At 46.3% G+C, this 16,627-nt stretch carries 16 protein-coding genes; 5 read left to right on the top strand and 11 right to left on the bottom strand.

The window, feature by feature from the left end; all coding sequences use genetic code 11:
• Positions 1-8: 8 nt before the first annotated feature.
• The 8 genes from B8987_RS06085 to B8987_RS19925 form a co-directional block, all read right to left on the bottom strand.
• Entirely contained in the window at positions 9-1,037 is a 1,029-nt protein-coding gene (locus B8987_RS06085; RefSeq protein ID WP_084660973.1) for a LacI family DNA-binding transcriptional regulator, read from the bottom strand.
• An 86-nt stretch (positions 1,038-1,123) separates the two neighbouring features.
• Positions 1,124-2,017 (bottom strand): sugar ABC transporter permease, encoded by an 894-nt coding sequence (locus tag B8987_RS06080; protein ID WP_084660972.1) that lies wholly within the window; start codon positions 2,015-2,017, stop codon positions 1,124-1,126.
• Complete coding sequence (locus tag B8987_RS06075; protein WP_084660971.1) at positions 2,014-2,994, bottom strand: carbohydrate ABC transporter permease; 981 nt, start codon at positions 2,992-2,994, stop codon at positions 2,014-2,016. Before B8987_RS06075 ends, B8987_RS06080 begins: the two co-directional genes overlap by 4 nt.
• Before the next feature lie 85 nt (positions 2,995-3,079).
• The gene (locus B8987_RS06070; RefSeq protein ID WP_084660970.1) at positions 3,080-4,330 is read right to left on the bottom strand and encodes a sugar ABC transporter substrate-binding protein; all 1,251 of its coding nucleotides are present in this window, start codon (positions 4,328-4,330) and stop codon (positions 3,080-3,082) included.
• A 156-nt stretch (positions 4,331-4,486) separates the two neighbouring features.
• Positions 4,487-5,782, bottom strand: a complete 1,296-nt coding sequence (locus B8987_RS06065; RefSeq protein ID WP_084660969.1) for a hypothetical protein — start codon at positions 5,780-5,782, stop codon at positions 4,487-4,489.
• Between the two features lie 84 nt (positions 5,783-5,866).
• On the bottom strand, positions 5,867-6,946 hold the full coding sequence (locus B8987_RS06060) for a class D sortase (RefSeq protein WP_084660968.1): 1,080 nt from the start codon (positions 6,944-6,946) through the stop codon (positions 5,867-5,869).
• Position 6,947: 1 nt separating this feature from the next.
• Positions 6,948-7,745 carry a hypothetical protein gene (locus B8987_RS06055; RefSeq protein WP_242940621.1) on the bottom strand — a complete coding sequence of 266 codons (798 nt, stop codon included), beginning with the start codon at positions 7,743-7,745 and terminating at the stop codon, positions 6,948-6,950.
• Between the two features lie 41 nt (positions 7,746-7,786).
• Positions 7,787-8,020, bottom strand: coding sequence for a hypothetical protein (locus tag B8987_RS19925; RefSeq protein ID WP_242940620.1), 234 nt, complete (start codon positions 8,018-8,020; stop codon positions 7,787-7,789).
• Between the two features lie 692 nt (positions 8,021-8,712).
• On the opposite strand from B8987_RS19925, the gene B8987_RS06050 reads away from it, so the two are divergent.
• Positions 8,713-9,456 carry a hypothetical protein gene (locus tag B8987_RS06050; RefSeq protein WP_020375222.1) on the top strand — a complete coding sequence of 248 codons (744 nt, stop codon included), beginning with the start codon at positions 8,713-8,715 and terminating at the stop codon, positions 9,454-9,456.
• Between the two features lie 44 nt (positions 9,457-9,500).
• Here the strand turns inward: B8987_RS06050 and B8987_RS06045 are convergent, their stop codons facing one another.
• Entirely contained in the window at positions 9,501-10,064 is a 564-nt protein-coding gene (locus B8987_RS06045) for a GNAT family N-acetyltransferase (RefSeq protein WP_020375221.1), read from the bottom strand.
• Between the two features lie 78 nt (positions 10,065-10,142).
• Complete coding sequence (locus tag B8987_RS06040; protein WP_020375220.1) at positions 10,143-10,517, bottom strand: hypothetical protein; 375 nt, start codon at positions 10,515-10,517, stop codon at positions 10,143-10,145.
• Between the two features lie 247 nt (positions 10,518-10,764).
• On the opposite strand from B8987_RS06040, the gene B8987_RS06035 reads away from it, so the two are divergent.
• Together B8987_RS06035 and B8987_RS06030 are read left to right on the top strand one after the other, a co-directional pair.
• Positions 10,765-11,583, top strand: a complete 819-nt coding sequence (locus B8987_RS06035; protein WP_020375219.1) for an undecaprenyl-diphosphate phosphatase — start codon at positions 10,765-10,767, stop codon at positions 11,581-11,583.
• 116 nt (positions 11,584-11,699) lie between these two features.
• Positions 11,700-13,568, top strand: coding sequence for an ABC transporter ATP-binding protein (locus B8987_RS06030; protein ID WP_242940619.1), 1,869 nt, complete (start codon positions 11,700-11,702; stop codon positions 13,566-13,568).
• Between the two features lie 15 nt (positions 13,569-13,583).
• Here B8987_RS06030 and B8987_RS06025 read toward each other — a convergent pair whose 3' ends face one another.
• On the bottom strand, positions 13,584-15,074 hold the full coding sequence (locus B8987_RS06025) for a DNA recombination protein RmuC (RefSeq protein WP_020375217.1): 1,491 nt from the start codon (positions 15,072-15,074) through the stop codon (positions 13,584-13,586).
• 759 nt (positions 15,075-15,833) lie between these two features.
• On the opposite strand from B8987_RS06025, the gene B8987_RS06015 reads away from it, so the two are divergent.
• Both B8987_RS06015 and B8987_RS06010 read left to right on the top strand, forming a co-directional pair.
• The gene (locus B8987_RS06015) at positions 15,834-16,148 is read left to right on the top strand and encodes a nucleotidyltransferase family protein (RefSeq protein WP_020375215.1); all 315 of its coding nucleotides are present in this window, start codon (positions 15,834-15,836) and stop codon (positions 16,146-16,148) included.
• The gene (locus B8987_RS06010) at positions 16,129-16,473 is read left to right on the top strand and encodes a HepT-like ribonuclease domain-containing protein (RefSeq protein ID WP_143570150.1); all 345 of its coding nucleotides are present in this window, start codon (positions 16,129-16,131) and stop codon (positions 16,471-16,473) included. Before B8987_RS06015 ends, B8987_RS06010 begins: the two co-directional genes overlap by 20 nt.
• The last annotated feature ends 154 nt before the right edge of the window (positions 16,474-16,627 follow it).

The following is a 16,627-nucleotide window of genomic DNA, read 5'->3' as shown; positions in this document are numbered from 1 at the left end:
CCGGCCAATTACGGCTTTATCTCTCCCGAAATGAAGGAGGCAGTGGACTGTCGAACCACCAAATGGGTTCGTATGACCGCCACTTGTTGAGGTAAAGACGGCTGCGCGATTCTTTTGAGCAGCAAATCCGCTGCCTTAAATCCCAATTCGTGGATGTGAATCCGCATCGATGTCAATGGAGGAATCGTTAGACTGCTGATAGCGAGATCGTTAAAGCCCACAATGGACAACTCGTCGGGCACGCGTAAATGCGCATCATGAGCTGCTTGCATGGCACCAATCGCCATAATATCATCAGATGCTACAATCGCTGTAGGCGGCTTGGATAATCGCAGAAGTTCTTGACAAACTGCATAACCGCTATTTTTTTTGTAGTGACCTGTGCGAATATACGCATCATGAATCGGCATATCATATTCCCGCAAAGCTTTTTGATATCCCAAAATCCGATCTTGGGTTACCACAAGGTGCTTACCACCGCCCATAAAAGCCACACGTTGATGCCCTAATCGAATCAAATGCGTAGTGGCTTGATACGCGGCATCAACATTATCGTTATCCACATAATCAATCGGTTGATTATGTGCTGGTCTACCTAACAAGACAGCAGGAAAGCGCTCTTGCACGACAAGATCAATTGCCGGATCCTCTAAGCGACTACGCAATAAAATAATCCCGTCGACTCGTCCTCCTCGAATCCAATTGGTTAAGACTTCTATTTCATCCGACCCGGATGTGGATAAGAGAACATCATAATGTGCCGATAATGCTTTATGACTGATACCATTAAGAACTTGGGTAAAAAATGGGTTCGAGAAAAATTCACTGATACCCGTTAAAACCATGAGCCCAATAGCTTTGGTCGTCTTCGTCACCAAACCACTAGCAGCAATATTGGGACGGTAGTTTAATTCGGCGATAGCTTGTTGGATTCGTCGACGGGCACTTTCTGAGATATGGGGAAACCCATTCATATACCGAGAAACGGTGGCAACCGAGACTCCAGCTCTTTCCGCAACATCCTTAATTGTATACATAAAAGAGGTTATACAACCTTCTTTCTTGCTTCTTGCTTCTTGCTTCTTCCCCAACTAATCCTTTGGCCTAAATATTGTCATCTTAATTATCCTTTAACGGAACCCGCCATCAGACCTGAAGCGATAAACCGCTGAAGTAATCCGAAAATAATCGTGAGGGGGACTGCAGATAATAACGCAGCAGCAGCAAATTCTCCCCAGTTTTTAGCAAATTGAGCACTGATTAAGCTATACATGCCCAGACCCAAAGTGTAATGATTGGGCGTTTGAAGAATCGTTCCGGCTAAAATATACTCGCTGAAGGCTCCCATCAGCGTAAAGATGAAAATGACAACTAACATTGGCAACGATAAAGGGAGAATAATTCGCGTAAACCGTTGCCATGGTGTAGCCCCATCAACTAAAGCTGCTTCGTCTAACTCTTTAGGAATCGAATCAAAATATCGCTTTAATAACCAGATATTGTAGGCGCTTCCTCCTAATAACACAAGGATATACGCCCATAAATCATTAATCAGATTTAACTTCGCCAAAGCCGAATAAATCGCCGCAATGGCTAGGAAGTTGGGAAACATTTGAAGAATAATAAGCGTCATTAGCCCATACTTTCGCCCCCAAAACCGTAACCGGGAAAAGGCATACGCCGCTAAAGCGGTAATAATAACTTGTCCCATTGCCACTGTAACACTGACAATCAGGCTATTTTTAACCCAGATAAAAAATTGCGTATGATGAAAGAGATATTGGTAATTATACAGGGACGGATGGACCGGAAACAGGCTCACACTAAAATAGGCATTGGACGGATTAAAAGATGCTTCGGCCACAAACCAGAGAGGAATAATGCTTAGTATCATCACAAACCAAATGACAAACCGAGAAATCCAAAGGAAGACACGTTCATGAGAAGATAAAGCCGCATGGTGCTTAAAAGATGTTGTAGATGCCTTATGAAGCCACGACGGAATTGGATGACTCATGAAATGTCACTCTCCTCAAACGCATGGGTATAGTGCATTTGCAACCAGCTCAATATCCCCACGATAATGAATAAGACCACAGAGATCGCAGCAGCCCAATCATACTTGTTGAAGGTTAGTGTCATCTTATACGCAGCTGACGCTAAAATATCCGTATACCCAGCGAATTGATTGGTGGGTCGCGGCGGTCCACCGCCCGTCAACAAATAAACCGCGTTGAAATTATTAAAATTGAAGGCGAAGGATGGAATAACTAATGGCAAGGTCATTTTCCATATGGCAGGGATTGTGATGTAGCGAAATTGTTGGGTCCGATTGGCCCCATCAATCGCCGCGGCTTCATATAATTCCGGTCCAATGGCTTGCAAGGCGCCGAGACACACGGTCATCATATACGGAAAGCCTGCCCACAAATTGACCATTAACACCGAAATTCGCGCCCAAAACGGATTCCCCAACCAATCTACGCCTTGTAATCCTAACAGATGCAAAAATCCATTAATTTGACCATAGGAATGATTCAATAATCCTTGCCAAGCCAATAAGCTGATTAACGATGGAACAGCCCAGGGAATAATTAAGATGGCTCGGTATATAGGGGCTTCTGGCATATTCTTGTTATTTAGTAACACGGCGAGAACTAATCCCACAAAATAGTTAACCAAAGTCGTAATTATGGCAAAGGCAAATGTCCAAATCAATGTCGGAATAAATACACCTGATAAGGGATCATTGGGATTAAACAGCGCAATGAAATTTTGGATACCGACAAATTGATAATGCATAAAATGAAAGGCATCAAAATTCGTAAAGGAAATATAAATGGTATATCCAATAGGTGCCAAACTAATTAATGACATGGTTATTAACGCCGGCGCTAAAAACGCATAGGCCACGGGTTTTTCTCGCATTCTCTGTTTCGATAGATGAAGCTTAGGACGTTCAGAATGCTGGGATGTTATCTCCGCTTGTGCCATTGTCATATTCACCTACTTCTCAAAAAGGATAGCAATGGGGTATCCACATCGTGTAGATACCCTCATTCAGGCCTTAGCGGCGATTTTACGATTGTGCAACCTTAATGCCTTGCTTGATATCTTTGACAAAATCGTTGGCACCCGTGGTGGGAGTCAACTTGCCATTGATAATATCTTCAATAACGCTCATAGCCGACCAGACTGCCTGCATTTGGGGAATGTTCGGCATCGGCACGGCATACCGCACTTCGTCGGAAAACGCTTTGAAACTCGCATTATTTTGAATGGTGGGTGACTCGCGTAAACTCGTTAATGCCGGAATCTGTTGTTCGAGCTGGAAATATTCCATCTGTGCGTTGGATGAACTGAGAGCTTTCGCGAGGCTCCAATCAGCCGCTTGATAAGGGCTTCGCGCATTCACAAAGGTGGTAATTACTCCCAAGAAAGGAGTCATGGGATGCCCATTGGGCAACGTTGGCAACGGTGCCACACCAAAGGGAATTTTAGCGGCCTGAAAACTGGGAATATCCCATGGTCCATTGATCGTCATGCCAATTTTTCCAGCGGTAAATTTTGACAGAGATACCGCGCTGTCAGTACTAGGAGTCATCCAGTGATACTTTGAATCCATTTCTCGCATTAAGGTAAACCCTTGAATCGCCCCCGGTGTATTTAAGCCGATATTTTGGGGATCCAATTTGCCATTTTGATATTTGAAAACATATCCCCCCATACCACCGATGACCGCAAAGTTGAAATATAGATTGTGTTGGGGATACATAAAACCGTATTTATTCGCATCTTGCACAAATTGTGCCCACGTTTTGGGAGGAGTCTTAATCATGGACTTGTTATAATATAACGCTGTCGTTTGAACAAAATCGGGCAGTGAATAGACTTTATCGTTAATGGTTACAGCTTCATCCACCGATGCATTATAATCAGCCGGATTAAAATCACCTTGTGGTACAGGAGAAATGAGGCCTTCTTCAGCAAAAAGTCCATTGTTATCATGTGGCATACCAAAGACGACATCGGGCCCCTTACCACTGCGAGCCGCCGTAGCATAAAATTGGAATCCATTTGGATTATTACTCTGATTCACTACTTTTACGGTGTCGCCATGCGCTTTAGCCCATGCATTAGCAATCTTTACGACTTGGTTATAAATTGGTCCCCCTTGCCATGACCATACGGTAATAGTTTGTCCTTTGGGAATGGCCGTGGAAGATGAAGATGATGCACTCGTTGTTGTAGGTGCTGAGCCACAACCAGCTAATGAAGCTGTTAAAAAACTCATCGCCGCTCCGACAACAATAATCTTATTTTTCATCATGACTCCTCCTGAAAACGTTTTCAATAACAGGCATAAAAGTCTTAAAAAATTACGCTTTGATTATACGTAAATTTTTCTGTTTTTTGTGGGATTAACGAAAAAAATTAAATTATCAGATATCCTAGGAACTTGATGAGGTTCTCTGCTAACAGGTTTTTATTCTTTCCGAAGAATCACAATATGTTCTTCGGTCATGGTCGCAACTTTCTGACCGATGCGATTTGTAGGACTGTTTTCTTTGGGCATCCGTTTATTGGGAATTCGCCGCCTAATTGTGGCCACATGAGACATCCCGTAGCGTTCCGACAATTCACAAATCATCGCATCGGTTCGTAATTGTACTTGCTTGACCCGGCGGTTTCCTACCACCCAGCATTGATACCCTCCAGGGCGCATCACCCGAGCAATTTCCTTCAGGCTACGATCTAAATCGAGATAAAAAGCCAAGACATCACGAGCCCGGCGGGAATCCTTCTGGGCAATCACCGCTAGTGCTTGATTTAATGTCGGGGAAGGCAATATGGACCAAGACCCCACATCTTTTACGCTTTTCCCTCCTAACAATGATTGATCTACCCGGTGAGGTTCCAAAGAAGTTGTGGACAAGTTCAGCCATTGTAAGGATAACCGTGAAAATTGCCCATAGGCAACGGTTGTTCGACTATCGCCATATGGGGGCGATGTTAACATCAGATCCACACTGCCGTCCTGTACTGACCGCAAATCCATCGCGTTATCTTGCAGTAGCCGAACAGAAGGTAGGGGATGCCGTTGCCATAGCGCTTCATTGCCTGGCAGATTGCGCTGCACGATTCGGGTAAATGTTTCTCGAACATCTGGATTCCACAAAGCCAATCGTTTGTCGTCCAAACGGTACAGTTTAAATTCCTGATTACGGCTGTTAGAAACATGGCGCACCGTTGCCGAAAAGGCCACCCAGAAAAAGGGACGAAGCTCCTGGTCACACTGTTCAATGCTTTTTTTCAAACGGGTTAGATCATCAATCACTTGAGGCTTAAACCAGTACAATAGGTTTTCAAATTGAGGCCAATCCGCTTCCCTCACACTAAGAGACCGGTAATCAGCGAGAATTTTGGCAAAAGCTGTTTGCAGAACATCAGGTGGCCAGGCCCTAGTTTTCACAGACGCTAGCAAATGGGATAAAGGATTTAAATCGGATCCACTTACCTCAAGACCTGCCACAAGTCCTTCCACTAAACTGGTACCACTTCCCATAAAGGGATCGAACAGACGTTTTGTACGAGGCTGATGTTTGAGGATTAAATGAATCAACGATCTTGCCACTTGTGGGATCATCATCGCAGGATAAGGATGATAGCCATGTGTCCATTCTTTGGTATTGGCTGACGCAAAGTCCCAATAATTTTCCTCTAACTGGGCAATGTCCCGCCGAATCGCGTCATCTGGCGTCAAGCACACAAAGGCTGCCACTGGGATCCCTCCAACAACAATGTCGTCTCCAGTGTATTCGCTAAATCCGCTGGCGTCCACCGTGAGCGTCTGGTTTTGGGGATTTTAGAGGTTTTGCACGGTCACCTTATCCAAATATAATTCATGCTGGATAATCGTGATCCGCCACGTTATGGCGACATGGTGAGTGTCCACCAACACATTGGGCGCATTGACCGTCACTGCTGTGGCGACTCCTTGTGCATTTAAGGTGATCTGATAATTCACGCGGTCAATATATTGGACCAACGTCATTTTCCAAAAAGGGTTTAATCCTGGGGATTGACCCGGGAGAAACAAGCTCTGCAACAAATGTTCTTGTCCGTGCTGACTGGTATCTTGATAAGCCAAAATCATGTGAACCGCTTGCGATAGAAGCTCGAGCGGTTTTTCCGAGGTCACAAACTGCCTAAAGACATGGGGCGCGGCATGATTATGATAGGTTAAAGTTCCTTGCGGTAGGTTATTATCCGCTAAATGGAGATTGTATTGTTGTGCAATCACCGAATCCATATGCGCGGAATAAGACCCCGTTGTTAACGTCTTGGGCGAGACAAAAGCGCGAGCGGGCCGTTCCTTCACGAGTTGGGCAAAAACAATATCCCGTTGTGAGGTCAGATATAAAGCATTCAGAGGATAACACGCTTCTAAGGCCAATGTGGGCGCCGAGGAATCCGGTAAATTCGCATTAGCAGGCCAAATCGCTTGCGAGGTTTCCTTAAAGATAAATTGGCCTTGTTGTGTTGTGACAATAATCGAGTCTTTGGGGGTCAAACGGTTTAGAAAATGAAAATAGGTTGCGTTATGGGCTGCAATCACACTGAGACCACTTTCACCAGGTAATACCGATCCCATAAAATGGCCAGGAGCTCCTAACAACAGGCTATCCGTTGTACCTTGAACGACGGCCGCATTCACATGAATAGCCGGAATATCAATCGTCCCAATCACGGTACCCAAAGGGGGCTCAGGTTCTAAAGCGGCGGGTTTAAGATCAACGTGGCGACTCTTGACCAAAGCGGGATGCGGCGCTTCAACCAGTAACGCGTTTTGGGTCACCATGTCATAAGCGTGAAGAAGGAGGGGGCTCAGTAGCAAGAGCCCCCCGACAACGATGAGTCCCGCGCCCCAAAGACGCTGCCTCATTTTAGTGGACAGCACCTTTCCGGACAACCAGGTATAATCCCGCAAGCACCATCACCGCTCCTCCGCCAAGAATCGGCGCAATCGGCAATCCCGTGACGGGACTGGTGGCTTGGTGCACGGCCGGCGACGTGATAACCCAACCCACAGCGGCCGCGTCAATGGGATGACTTAAGGTATCTCCCGTTATGGTTGGAGCAATCGGGTTGGCTTGGTAAGTGCCACTTGGAGTAATATCCCAGTATTTCGAAGCACTATTAATTTGACTGTTAGTAATCTTCGCTATAACCGCCGCGTTGAACTTGCCAACTAAAGCCCCTGTTTGATTATTAATCACTTTAAACGCAAAATCCGTGACAGGCGCCTGAGAACTCGGGGCGTTCGCCGTGAAATTGGCAATGGGACCTTGGAGTAATTCGAAAGTCACTGGGGTACTAAAGGTATTGGCCGGAATATCCACGGTAATGCCATTGGCTGATACACTGGTGGCTTGCCCTGGGGTGAATGTGGTTTTCGCGATCACATTGGGAAACCCATGTTGCGTAAAATCAGGAACCGTGGGATCTGCTACCGCCCAAGCCACCGTGTCTGCCTTAATCGCGTGAGATAAGGTCGTTCCACTAATCGTTGCGGGAATGGGATTTAAGGCATATTGGCCGGACGGGCTAATGTCATAGTACTCCGTATCTGCATTCACGGCCGGATTGGTAATCGAGAAAATTACCGGCTTGTTAAAGGTTGTCACTAACGTGTTGTTCGATGTCTCGGTGACCTTAAAGGCAAAGTCGGCAAAAGTTTGCATGCCAGCGGGTTCATTCATCGCAATTTTGGATACCGGACCTTCTAATAAGCTGAAGTTGACCGGTTGTGAAAAGGTTCCGGCGGGAATTGAAATCGTAATATCTCCGGCTTTAATCGTCGCGGCCGCAGTTGGGATACGGTAATCGTCTTCACTACCGTAGGAAACCCATCTTGAGTAAAATCTGGTGCGGACGCTGCAAAACTTAAACCGGTGGGAACCGTTAAAGCCAATAGGGTTGCCGCAGCACTCAATGCCACAACATGTTTTGTCTGCATAGATCTTCACCTTCACCTCTAAAGTCTCTTCATAATGCTTTGCATAAGGAAATACGTGAGTCAGTACAGGGTTGGATGCAATCTCTTGATAAGATTTTCGCGAGATGATGTTTTCGGGGGAAAACCATGCAGTTCTCACTAGTCTGTCATTAACAGATAATCCACAGATTTGGTCGTTTTGTGGATTAATTGTGGATTTCTATCCTTGATTTCACGCGCGTTTTGTGAATTCGACAAGATTGTTCACGATTTGTCACCATGTTATCCACAAATTGTGAACAAGTCTGAGGATAAATCACAATTGTCGTCTATTCGACAGATTCATTCATTGTCGCCAAAAACTTTCCTCATCGTCGTCAATCAGTCGGGATATAGTGGCACTTTTCTTTAAAACCGGTACGAGATGATCAAGAGATTTGCCGCGCGATCTCACAGTTTAGGCACGAGATTCAAAAGAGCGTCATGACAAAGTCAACAGGTTATCCCCAATTTTTCCTAGGTAGGCTAGAGTTTTAAGACTTGTATTACGGGGGAGTATCGATCTTTACACGTCCATCTTCTGTGAAACGGCCATGTCTTTTACAAAGTTTTGGTATCATGAGAAAGACACAATAATTGATCCGGCATTAACATAACGAGGACCTATTCAAATGGAGAGAACGTTATGATATTTGCCGTAAGGGAGCTTATCCGTGACGGATTCATCATTTCACACATTATTTACCATAATGCATACCCTATTCGATGAGCATGCTACGCAAATAGTTATCGCCGAACTTCAAGAACATAGCGGGCGCATACGCGCATGGAACCAGCGTCAACGCGGGATTTCCTATGATTTAGGGCCTGGCGAATGGCATGGGCAACTCTGGCGGTCATGGTGGCAAGCACCCAATTTGTGGCGACACGAATGTGTATCTATCGACCATCCCACGCAGGTCATTAGTGGTTTATTAATCCACGACAACCAGTGGTGGTCCTACCGATCGCTGCCGCAAAATCACAAGGAACAATCCAAGTCCCCGGTGGTCATTACCCACGCCCAGGATTTCAGCACAAAAGTTCCCCTATTAAGTGGCATAGGTGGAGAAGACGCCCGTGACAATGCGGCAAAGTGGCCATGGATTGATCCGCTAACGGCTATTAAAACGGTGAATTGGACCTATTTTGATGACATCTTCATTGATGCTCACCCCTTTTGGCATGGACGCGCGATACCTATTGTGGATAACTCCACGCATCTATCCACAACCGTCTTTTCCTTATTTCACACCGGTGAGATGTTGGAATGCTGGATTGATAGGGAAAGCGGGTGGCCTTGGCGTTTTGCAGGATTTGCCGAGGGACAACCCCTTTGGAAATTGACCGTTACCGAACGACACCTGGCTCAAGACATTGCCCCGGAAGTGTTTCAACCATCATGGATTTTTTCCTAAAAGGTCCCCAGCCTATTGAAAATGGTATGGCTGAGTCTTGTGTCTTAAATCTCAGGATGGACTTGGGCTAAAAGCAAATGATCGTGCCATACGCCATGGATTTTCAAATATTGGGGAGACAATCCAATCAGACGAAATCCCGTTTTCTCCGCTACCCGTAATGACGGCGTATTGGTCGGTATAATGGCAACTTGGATGCGGTGAAGTTTGATGTCATTAAAGACAAAATCTATGGCTTCTGTGACAGCGGCCGTCATAATGCCCTGGTTTCTTAGATCATAATCCATCGCGTAACCCATATCACAATTTTGAAAAACGCCCCGGATGACATTATTGAGATTGACATAACCGAGTAAAGGCCCCGCATCCGAATTCCCGGCGGGAAATATCCCTAAGAGATAACGTCGGTCCTCTTGCATATCGTGATAACCCTTGGTCAGCACCTCTAATTGATGGGCCAAGGTGAAATCGGACTCGTTCATTAACGGCATATAGGGCTCGAGAAAGGACCGGTTTTTTAAGAAAAATGCGAGTCTTTGTGACGCATCCCTGGGTGTCAAGGGCCGTAACGCATAGCGGTTATGGAAAAAATAACGAATCCATTGCAACGATCTCTATCCTCTTTTCTTCAAGGAGGCCCAGTGAAGCCGTCCTATATCCTAAGCACCGCATTTTGAGCAAAATGATTAGTCCAGGCCAACCATCAAAATAATAACCAACGCATCAAAGCCCAAAACAGCAAAAATTCCTAGATTATGAGCAATTAGTCCAGCAATAAGCAGAAGCGGAATGGATAAGGCCATAATCGCCGATACATTGCCTAATAGCGAATGTTTTCGTTTAACAAAGGGGCGAAGAAGCTTTTTGCGTTCATTGGCAGGCAACTGCTGCAAATACTGCGTAAGAGCCTCTGGGGTCAATTCTCTAGTCCCTGCAGTTTTTTGAAACAACTCATAAATTTGATCGGCCGTGTGTTCATCATAATCTGCTCCCAAGGCTCGATTCGCTTGAATAATGGCCAGAATCTCATTTTTATTGATCGGATGTTTGATGGGCGGCATATATCCTCCATTTCTGGATGACAACAAAACCGTACCGATAGATGTCTCCTTCTTTGTAGAGCTTATCATATTGCATCACGCCGGACTCGGGTTAAAAGATATGCATCTCACTTTCTTCCGGAATTTTGCATTCTGCCTGGGATTAAACATCCTGTCAAAATTTAAATTCGTTTCATGTACGTCGAATATTGTAATATGGAGGACATTATGTGATTTTTATGAAACATGCCTAAAGGAGTCGGTCAGTGTGCCATTGATTAGTGCGGTCATTTTGGGTTTGATCCAAGGATTTGCTGAACTATTCCCGTTTTCGTCATTGGGACTGTTAGTCATCTTGCCCCATGTTGTCCATCTTCACGTTCCCACACAAGGTTCGCGTTATTTGCCGTTCTTAGTGGCCTTGCATGCCGGAACGGCCATCGCCTTGTTGCTACTTTTTCGTCACGAGTGGATTCGCATCGTGCGTGGCTGGTTTTTATGGCTCAGAGGCACGCACACAGATGATGGACGTTTAGCCTGGCTGTTAATTTGGGGGACTATACCCACAGGTCTGGTCGGTTTGATTTTGAAACATCCCTTAGAACATCTCTTTTCCAAGCCGCTACTCGCTGCCATTTTTCTCATTGTCAATGGTCTCATTATGTTTGGAGGAGACCGGTGGTATCAAAATCGCCGCAGCCGGAAGGTTCCATTGCACCGATTAAGCGTGGGATCTGCTTTTAAAATAGGATTGTTCCAGATTTTAGCCTTAATTCCCGGCTTGTCACGTTCCGGCTCGACGATGACGGGCGGTGTGGGCCAAGGGTTATCCTTTGAAGATGCTGCCCACTTTAGCTTTTTGCTAGCTACTCCCATTATCTTAGCTGCGAGCGTATTAGAATTGCCCAAATTACACGGGGGGCTCCATGGATTACTGGTTCCATCCTTAGTGGGTGGTATCTTGGCAGGAATTACCGCCTGGTTATCGGCAAAATTCTTGCTGCGGTATTTTCGCCTACACAATCTTTCCCAGTTTGCTTGGATTTCCATTGCCGTGGGAGTCTTAGGCGTTATCCTCATACACTAAAATGCGCTGGATTTAAGATTTTGTCTCATGTCACAACGCTGTAAGGGTATGATAAAAGAAGGCGGCCAAAGGGGTGACCATAAACGGTGGGTATGCACGGATTTGGCGGGGGTCCCATGCATTCCATTTGGGAACAACGTCATTCTTTGGATTATATGAAAGATGGCGAAAAACCGGGTCTTGAGACAGCAAAACGGTTGTGGCGAACACTTCGACCGCACCGGGGAAAGCTCTATATTGTCCTCGGCTTAACGGCTTTAGGCGTCATCTTATCCTTGATTCCGCCTCTAATTATCCGTGCCATTATTGACCAGGCCCTAGCCCATCACCATCTTCATTTACTCATTGGCCTGGCCAGCCTGCTTGTTATCGTTCCCGCTGCACGAGCGATCCTCACTGTGGCGCAAAATTATCTCAATACGGTCGTGGCCCAAGGGATCATTTTCGACTTGCGTACAGCACTGTACGAGCACGCACAAGACTTGGGCCTCGATTTTTATACCCAGACCATGGCAGGCGACATTCACTCACGTCTCATCAATGATCTCAATGCCGTTCAACGTGTCCTAAGCCGTACGTTAAATGGCTTATTCATTAATGTCTTAACGATTGTCTTGACCCTGGGAACCATGTTCTATTTAAATGCTCGTTTGGCGATTATTGCGCTTTTTATTCTGCCTGCCTTTGCCTGGCCGGTCATGGCCTATGGACAGAAATCCTACCGCGTGATAACCAAAGCGCAACGTGCGCTGAGTCAATTGACAGCCCATCTAGAAGAAACGTTAACCCTATCAGGAATTTTAGTGGTTAAAAGTTTTGGCACTAAAGAGCGCGAAGCCACCCAGTTTCGCACTCTGAGTGATGTGGTGCGCCACACCCAAATTCAACAAAGTCTGGTGGGGCAATGGTTGGGTTTAGTGGTCCAAATTCTCTCCGCCTTTGGTCCGGCTTTACTTTATGGCTATGGTGGCTATCTTGTCTTAACGCATCAAGCTGAATTAGGCACGATTGTTGCGTTTGCCACCTATCTCGGTCAATTATTCGCTCCCGCCTCCTCATTGGCAGGAGCCAACACCACGCTTATCGGTGGATTAGCTGTATTTGATCGTATTTTTCGCTTTCTTGATCTCAAAATTTCCGTGCCCGAGCCCTTAGTGTCGGCTCCTGAACCCGGCCCCACGCCCCAAAGTCCGGTAGGCCTTATTTTCGACCACGTGTCCTTTTCCTACCCGTCGTTAGCTTCCCGTTCTTCGGACTTTGATGCAAGATCTCCCGAACGTGTCTTAAGAGATATCCATTTTGAGGCACCAGCGGGCCAATTAACGGCCTTAGTCGGTCCAAGCGGCGCAGGTAAAAGCACGATTTTGGCCTTGGCCGCACGGTTCTATGATCCGGATGAAGGCCAAGTGCTCTTAGCTCATCATCCTCTATCCCAGTACCGAGAAGACGTGTTGCGCCGGGTCATAGCCGTGGTAACCCAGGAAGTCTTTTTATTTCATACCACGTTAGAAGACAATATCCGCTATGGTCTTCCCACAGCCAGTGCCCGTGATGTGCAAGAAGCCATTGAAGCGGCACAATTGGGAGATTTGGTCCAAAGCCTTCCGCAAGGACTCAAGACGATAGTGGGTGAGCGTGGATATCGTTTATCTGGAGGCGAAAAACAGCGCGTCGCCATTGCCCGCGCCATATTGCGTAATCCTCGCATTTTGCTATTAGATGAGGCGACCAGCTCACTCGACAGTCACGCTGAACGACTCATTGGAGAAGCCTTGATCCGACTCTTTCAGGGGCGCACCGTTATCGCTATTGCCCACAGATTATCCACAATTTTGGCAGCTGACCAAATTCTTGTGATCCACCAGGGTCAAATTGTCGAACGGGGGACACACCATGAATTGTTAGCCCATAGACCTCGGGGCTTATATGCCCAGTTATACCATGAACAATTTGATCCACAAATGCCCGTAAACACGGCACCATAAGCCGGATCTTGAGAATTAGTCCGGTAGTCCGACATCTACACTCTCTAATAAGGAAGCGGCTTCGCCAAGAGGGACGGCTTCAACATTTCGTAATTTGCGGGCAATGGTGCGCGAGCGAGCTGCTGCCGTATCAATGGTATTACTGGCTTCTTGCAGTTTCTTTTGCGTTTTCTCCAAGATGTCACCGAATTTGCCAAATTCGGTTTTAACCGCTCCAAGAAGTTTCCACACTTCACTGGAACGCTTTTGAATGGCCAACGTGCGAAAACCCATCTGCAAGCTGTTTAACAGCGCCGTAATTGTCGTGGGACCGGTCACCACAACCCGGTACTCCCGTTGAAGCATTTCCCACAGTCCAGGCCTTCGTAAGACTTCGGCAAACAAGCCTTCAATGGGTAAAAACATTAAAGCAAAGTCCGTGGTGTGAGGAGGATTAATATATTTCTCCTGAATACTTTTCGCTTCCGCCTTGATGCGGTTTTCTAACATTTTGGCGGATTCCATGGCTAAAGCCAAATCACCGGATTCTTCTGCCTCCACCAAACGCTGGTAATCTTCCAGCGGAAATTTTGCGTCAATGGGTAGAAACACCGTATCATGAATATCTTCTTTACCAGGGAGACGAATGGCAAAATCCACCCGTTCGAGGCTTCCCTTTTTCACAGCAACTTTTTGCTCATACTGCTCCGGTGTGAGAATCTGCTCCAAAAGGTTATCTAGTTGAATTTCTCCCAAGGTTCCCCGGGTTTTCACATTACTTAAGACCTTTTTCAAGTCACCGACACCAGACGCAAGACTCTGCATTTCCCCTAATCCTTTTTGAACTTGTTCCAACCTCTCACTAACCAGCTTAAAAGATTCTCCCAGGCGTTGTTCTAAGGTTTGGTGAAGCTTTTCATCGACTGTCGCCCGCATTTGTTCCAGCTTTTCGCTATTGTCCTTTTGTAACGTGACCAGTTGGGTCTCAACCGTTTCGCGAACTTGCTCCAATTTGGTGGCATTCATCTGGGTCAATTCGCTCAGTTGTTTCATAAATGAATCGAGCTGATTCTTTTGTTGAGTGGCCATTTCTTGAAGCTGGGAGCGCAAATATTTATCCTGCTGGTTGGATAATTGCAGCGCTTCTCGGGCAAAGTTCTCGAACCGTTCCTTTTCCGCATCGCTCATGTGCGTCAAAGTGTTTCTCAGCAAATCACGCAAATTTTCTAACTGGGTTTGTTGGGTCTTAGCTTGGTGTCCCAAGTCCGTCACGATTCTCGCACTCAACGCGTTGAAATTATTCGTCACTTCATCTCGTAACATTTTATGCGCCTTAAACGATTCTTCCCGGGTTAGGGCCATTTCCTCGCGCAAGGTTTTTTCAAGACGTTCCTGTCCTTTTTCCAGTGCGGTCATCTGATGGGCTATAAAGTCTTGGACATTTTTGGCCAAATTGCCGGTCAACAATAAAATGAGCATGACTAAATTTAATAGCAGCGACAATGAGACCATAATGTCGAGAACCATTGGCAATCCCCCATGTTTCTTCAATAAATTTCATCCGGAAAATTTTCCCTCTCAAATCCACTAACTCTTCCCATTATACAGAGAGATCGATTCACTGGTCGCTTAAGCCCTATGAATCTCTTCATCACACAGGCATCGGCATAAGGCGATCCCCAAGATATCAATGACGCTACGAAGGGAGAAAACGCAATCGTCTGCCGCAATGTATTTTGTCTGAATGGATTCGGGCCTGTGACGGCCTGGTTGGCGACGGCGATTTCCGGGGAACGCAAGAGTTGTCCCTGAAGATGGCGGTCCCCAGGGAGCAATAAACCGTCTTTTTGTTGATGATCAGTCCTTGCTCTCGCGGGAGCCACGTCATCGTTACGATATCTATCGCCGTCAATAATAAATTCACTGAACCATTCCAAAACTTTCCCTTCGGCCTTTGTTGTGTCGTTTGTAATTCATTCAAGCCCCGGCGAGCTCGGCACCACTGCGTTTCGGCCTCCATGATGCTCGACGCGGGCATCGCGCGCACCCTGCATAATACGTCGTGTGGGCGGCACTGGCCAAGCGGCAAACGCGTTTGGCGTGTATTCCCGCTGAATCCACCAATAGACACCTTCACATCGGTAAAGTGGCCATCGCCGTCTTCGCCCTAGTTCAGAATCCATCTCCAACGCAAAGTGGATCTTGTTTGATGCTTACATAATCTGCTTGTTGGAGTAGGATATAATAAACAAGAGTGACCTTCGGCAAAAGGAGGGAGTCTCCATCATGTTGCATCCCGTGATTGTTCAACATCTGGACGCGTTGCGGGCATTGTGCGAGCAGGAACAGATTAGTCAATGCGTCATTTTTGGTTCGGCCACGCGCACAGACTTTCGTGCCGGAATCAGTGATGTGGATATCATCGTAACATTTGAACCCGATCAAGTGGTCACCGCATTTCGATTAAGTCGCCTGGCTCAAACGATATCACAAATTGTAGGACACTCCGTTGATCTTCACACATGGTCTGAAATCCACCCCAAAATCCAATCAATCATTAAACGAAATGGGGTGACAATTTTTGAGCGCCGAGCGGGATGACGGATTAGTGATTCAGTTCATGGTGGATGCTATCACGACAATTTTTTATTATACGGCCGATCAAACCCTCGATACATTTTTGGCGAATCGCATGATGAGAGATGCTGTAGCCAAAAATTTGGAAGTGCTTGGTGAGTCCGCCAATAATCTGAGTCCCGCGTTAATCGTTCAAGAGTCACAAATTCCCTGGAGTGACGTGATTGGATTGCGTCATCGTCTTGTCCATCATTATGGCGGCACAGATTGGGCTGTAGTGTGGGAAACCATTCGGATTGATTTACCACCATTGTTAGATCGTTTAATCGAACTGCAAACTAGACTTTGACCGAGTTTCAGATGTAAGTTGGGCATTCGTGCTATTTTTCGACTGCCACTGCAGGAACTCCTTTTGATCCAACATTTGCTACCGACCAGTAGCTAATTGATCACAGATAATAATCCTTCCGGTGCTAACAATAGTCCATGCACAGGAAAAAAAG

Source organism: Sulfobacillus thermosulfidooxidans DSM 9293, from assembly GCF_900176145.1.
In the GTDB taxonomy this organism is placed as follows: domain Bacteria; phylum Bacillota; class Sulfobacillia; order Sulfobacillales; family Sulfobacillaceae; genus Sulfobacillus; species Sulfobacillus thermosulfidooxidans.
The sequence above is the reverse complement of the archived record's forward strand: the minus strand, read 5'-3'. Positions and strand labels throughout refer to the sequence as shown.